This window comes from Calditrichota bacterium (assembly GCA_013151735.1).
Taxonomy (GTDB): Bacteria; Zhuqueibacterota; JdFR-76; order JdFR-76; family BMS3Abin05; genus BMS3Abin05.
The window spans coordinates 1-4,939 of sequence record JAADHR010000159.1; the positions used below are offsets into that span (position 1 = coordinate 1).

2 protein-coding genes are annotated in these 4,939 nt (G+C 49.9%); both read right to left on the bottom strand.

Features of this window, described 5'->3' with window-relative positions:
* Positions 1 to 294: 294 nt before the first annotated feature.
* Complete coding sequence (gene tkt, locus GXO76_11365; GenBank protein NOY78455.1) at positions 295 to 2,307, bottom strand: transketolase; 2,013 nt, start codon at positions 2,305 to 2,307, stop codon at positions 295 to 297.
* A gap of 20 nt (positions 2,308 to 2,327) precedes the next feature.
* The coding region (locus GXO76_11370) for a hypothetical protein (protein NOY78456.1) at positions 2,328 to 4,939 on the bottom strand (2,612 nt) is incomplete at its 5' end.

The window sequence follows — 4,939 nt, forward strand, 5'->3', positions numbered from 1 at the left end:
GGTAAAGCAATAACCCAACAGTCCTCATACACCCCAATGAATCGGGATGATTATACAAAAACTAACTCCATTTTGCAATACCAGACTTGTACCATCCCCATAATTCATTATGGGGATGAGCTAAGGATAATCTGACGAGGGTAAAGCAATAACCCAACAGTCCTCATACACCCCAATGAATCGGGATGATTATACAAAAACTAACTCCATTTTGCAATACCAAACTTGTACCATCCCCATAATTCATTATGGGGATAAGGTAAGGATGCGACTGGGCCTCCCCCCGGTGGCCTCTTATCCCAGCCATGTCCGAATCTTCTCCGTCACCGCTTCGGCCGTCAGTCCAAAATAATTGGCCAGATCTTTTGCCGGAGCCGAGGCACCAAATCGATTGATTCCAACCATAAGGGCGGATTTCCCCACTATTTCCGGCCAGATTGCGGAAACACCTGCTTCAATTACAACCCGCTTTGTCTGGGGTTCGCCCAAAACGGATTCCTGATAATCCCGTGGCTGTTGCAAAAATTGCCGGTCAGCGGGCATGGAAACCACCCGAATCTTCAATCCTTCATTTTCCAGACGCGTTTTTGCCTCAACGGCCAGGTGAAGTTCAGACCCCGTGGCCACCAGTACCAGGTCAGGGGTTCCGTTTACGGCATCGGAAACAATGTACCCCCCTTTGGAAAACTGATCAAATGTCACGGGCTGAGTACGCGAAATAGCGGGCACACCCTGCCGGGTCAAAATTAAGGCTGTGGGGCCATCTTGTCTCTGCAGGGCGAAAGCCCACGTAAGGGCAGTTTCCTCTGCATCCGCCGGACGCACCACCTGAAGATTGGGAATCACCCGCAGGGCTGCGATGTGTTCAACGGGCTGGTGCGTCGGGCCATCTTCTCCCACAAAAATACTGTCATGTGTAAACACATAAATAACCTGAATCCCCATCAAAGCGGACAGGCGAATGGTGGGGCGCATATAATCGGAAAAGACCAAAAACGTAGACCCAAACGGAATCCAGCTTCCGTAAAGGGAAAGCCCGTTTAAAATACTGCCCATGCCGTGTTCGCGAATACCAAAGTGAAAGTTTCGCCCGCTGAATGTTCCCGGTTCAATATCCCCTGCATTCTTAATGCCGGTTTTTGTGGACGGCTCCAGATCGGCTGATCCCCCCACAAGATTCGGAAGGAGTTCCGCTGCCTTTTGAAGCACCTTCCCCGAAAGAGCCCGTGTGGCGCCTTCCGTTCCCTTAACCGATTCCACCAATTGTTCAGCCAATTTTTCCGGAACGGCCTTTTTAAAATAGGCCTCCCATTGTCGGGCCTGATCCGGATGGGCCTGCTGCCAGTCCTGAAAACCGGCCTGCCAATTCTCATAATGGGACTTCAATTCAAATCGGCGGTTCTTAAAGACCATACGGACGTCTTCGGGCACATAAAAGGTCGGCTCCAGCGGCCACCCAAAATGTTCCTTCGTCAAACGAACCTCTTCTTCACCCAGAGGAGACCCGTGAACAGCCGACGTGTCCTGTTTGTTGGGGCTTCCAAAGCCGATGTGTGTTTTGGCAATAATCAGCGAGGGAGCGTCCTCAAACAAAATGGCCTGCTGCAGGGCTTGATCAATTTCCCGAACATTATGGCCGTCAATCTTTTGAATGTGCCATCCGTACGCTTCAAATCGCTTTCCCACATCCTCCGAAAATGTGAGGCTGGTTTTTCCTTCGATCGTGATGTGGTTGTCATCGTAAATGTAAATCAAATGGCCCAATTTCAGATGCCCGGCCAGAGAAGCGGCTTCGGAAGACACCCCTTCCATTAAATCCCCGTCACTCACAATTCCAAAAACCCGGTGTGTAACCGGTGAAAAATCAGGCGTATTAAACCGAGCGGCCATCATTTTGGCCGCAATGGCCATCCCCACACCGTTGCCAAACCCCTGCCCCAGAGGGCCGGTGGTGGTTTCCACCCCCGGAGTCAGTCCATATTCGGGGTGTCCGGGCGTCCGGCTGTGGAGCTGGCGGAATTGTTTCAGATCTTCGAGGGTCAAATCAAAACCGGCCAGGTGCAGCAACGCGTACAACAGCATGGAACCGTGCCCCGCAGACAGAACAAATCGATCCCGATTGGGCCAGTGGGGATCTTCGGGATTAAAGTTCAGGTAGCGCATCCACAACACCGCCGCGTAATCGGCCGCCCCCATGGGCAATCCAGGGTGGCCAGAATTGGCTTTCTGAATGGCGTCAACCGCAAGGAATCGAATCGTATTCGCAGTTAATTGAAGCAGTCCCTCATTCAAATCATTCATTTCCATAACGACATCCTCGATTAGTTTTATGGTTTTGATCCTATTTTTTTCAACATCACCTCAATCGCTTTTTCCAGTTGAGGATCCCTTCCCTCCAAATCATCGGCAAGTGTGTTGACCACCTTCACATCCGGCTTTACACCGCCCTGGGTTTCCAGATCGCGGCCATTCAGTGTGTAGCAGCCCCAAAATGGAAGCCGGACGTAAGCTCCGTTCATCAGGCGGACACCGGTTGTAAAAATAATCCAGCCGTAGGTGGTGTTTCCAACAATTGGCCCCCGGTGCAGAGTCTTGAATCCGTTGGCCGTCATTTCACCATCACTCAGGGTTGTTTCATTGGTCATCAATACGACGGGTTTGTTGGCAAATCCAAATGTGGATTGCTGCGACTCCGAAAGTCCCCGAATCTTCCATTTTGCGTAAACCGGCTTCATCAGGGCTTGCAACACCCGGTCGTGGACATTCCCGCCAAAGTTGTACCGGATATCCAGAATGAGTCCCTTTCTCGGCACGGCATCGCGTTCTAATTCCTTCAAGAATCGCTTTAAATCCGATGACCCCATCGCCCGCATGTAAATGTAGGCCACCTGATCGTGTGTTTTCTCTTTCACAATAGCCTTCCGCGATCGGATCCATTCCTCCAACGCCAGGTGATTCTGTGCCCGCGACGAAATCGGTTTCAATTTAACGGTTACCTTCCGGCCAAGCTTTTGGCTCTTCACCGAAATCTCAACCCGATGCCCCAGTTCCCCGTTCAAAATATCCCAGATATTTTTTGTCGATGAAATCGGTTTTCCATTAATCGATACCATCACATCACCTGCACGCACGCTGTCGCGGAAGGCGTAAAGGGGACTGTCTCTGAAAATATGGTCAATCGCAAGCGCGTGACCTTGCACTCGAAACGTGGCACCGATGTAGGCGGATTCCTTTTTGGAACGATGGGATCCCGGCGGATAGATTCCCGAATGGGAGGAATTCAGTTCGCCAATCATCTCATTAACATAATCATAAAAATCCCGGTCCTCTCGCACCTGCTCCAAAACGGGCCGGTAGCTCTGGTAGACCTTTTTCCAATTCGTGTGATGAAATTTGGGATCGTAGTAATAATGCTGCAGCGTGTAATACACTTCCCCTAAAAGCTGTTCGTAGTCTCCCAGTCGATCCACATCCAGGCGTGCCTTAAACGAAATGGGCTTTGAACTGCCTTTGGGCAGCATGATTTTCCCAATTTTCCCCCGGGATAAATAGAACAGATTTTTCCCTTTTTTGTCGATTTGAAGCTGCCGGGGATACGTCACCGAAGAAGCAAACGGGCTGTACGTACCTCGTTTTTTGCGATCCAAACTGGTCTTCCACAAGTGCATTTTTCCGTCAATGGTCGATGTAAAATAAACGGTCGTCGTATCCGAGGGAGAAATGATAAATTCACCGTCATTCCCCAGCGTTTGAGTAACAGGCTGGGTTTGAATATCCATATTCTCAATGTCAAAACGGATGTGAACGGGTTTTTTCTTGGATTTCTTTTTCTTTTTTTCTTTAGAGGATTTCCCGGTTTTAAAGAGTTTTTCGAAGGCATCTTCATCAAATTTCGGCTTTTCCGGAATAAGATGGAGCTGGTAAATATCCCATTTGCCGGTAAATTCCGGGAAACTGTGGCCAAACCGATTCGACAAAAACAAGAGCGACTTCCCGTCGGGTGACCAGACCGGGGTGTTTTCGTCATACGCCGTATTGGTCAGCGGAGTGGTCTGTCCGGTTTCCACATTCACGGCGTAAATATCGGCATTTCCCGCTTTTTGCGTCACAACCGCAATAAATCGGCTATCGGGCGACCAGCGAAAATCGTCTGCAAACAGCCCGCCAAAATCATCCTCGATCAAAAGGTGATCCTGTTTTCCGTCCGGTTTGATCAGGCGAAGCTGCCGTTTCCCCCGAAAATAGGCAATCCATTTTCCATCGGGTGAGAATTTGGGATCGAGCTCGTCTTCTTCAGAATGGGTTAACCGGACGGGAGGGGCATTTCCTTCCGCGGAGATGAGATACAAATCCGGGTTGCTGTTCACGTCAGATACGTAAACCAGCTTGCTGCTGGAACTGTCCCAGGAGATGTCACGCTCACGCCAGGGTGTTTGGGTAATATTCCTGGCATACCCGCCCTTCACACCAAACACAAAAATTTCGCCCCGTGCTACGGCGGCAATCTTTTTTTCGTCCGGGGAAAGCCGGTATTCGGATACCTTGAGATCTTTCGCACGAAATGTCCGGTTTATTTTCATCTCCGACGGGGCATGAATGGGGATGAGGTGCGATTTTCCGTTGGTTAGATCGGTCAGATAGATTCCAAAATTCCGTTCATACACAGCCAGAGGAGCCCTTCGGGCCACATTCAGCCAGCGAACTTCCCCCTTTTTAAATCTTGTAATCGGACGAAGATGGTTGCCATTCCGATCACATGACCAGATATTGTAAACACTCGTTTTTCGCTCACTTACAAAATAGATGGTTTTTCCATCGTTGCCCCAGTTCGGCCAAAAACTGTTGGCTTCATCGGCTGTAATTTGAGTGGATTTCAGTGTCTTCGGCTGTACAATCCACAGTTTGGCACTATTGGCCCCCCGATATCCCTTTCGCCACC